Source organism: Haemophilus sp. UMB1048 (assembly GCF_030218125.1).
Taxonomy (GTDB): Bacteria; Pseudomonadota; Gammaproteobacteria; order Enterobacterales; family Pasteurellaceae; genus Haemophilus_D.
Genome location: NZ_JASOPB010000095.1, coordinates 1 through 276, shown reverse-complemented (window position 1 = coordinate 276; position 276 = coordinate 1). Strand labels below are relative to the sequence as shown.

Genomic DNA, 276 nt, shown 5'->3' with positions numbered 1-276 from the left:
GCTTCATCGGTTTTAACGCTTACAGCACTGCCACAATCGCTTCGCACAGCGGCGCCATGTTATCTGGTGTCATCCCGGCCACGTTTACGCGACCAGAAGCAACAGCATATACGCCAAACTCTTCGCGCAGACGCAGCACTTGTTCTTTTGTCAGGCCACTGAAGGAGAACATGCCGTTCTGTTTGATGATAAAGCTGAAGTCGCGGTTTGCGCCTTTTTCCTGCAGCGTATTGACGAACAACTGACGCATACGCTGAATACGCTGGCGCATATCAG

Annotated in this window: 1 protein-coding gene; it reads right to left on the bottom strand. The window is 51.8% G+C overall.

The window, feature by feature from the left end:
• Positions 1-19: 19 nt before the first annotated feature.
• The coding region (locus tag QP437_RS10030; RefSeq protein WP_285267733.1) for an aminotransferase class I/II-fold pyridoxal phosphate-dependent enzyme at positions 20-276 on the bottom strand (257 nt) is incomplete at its 5' end.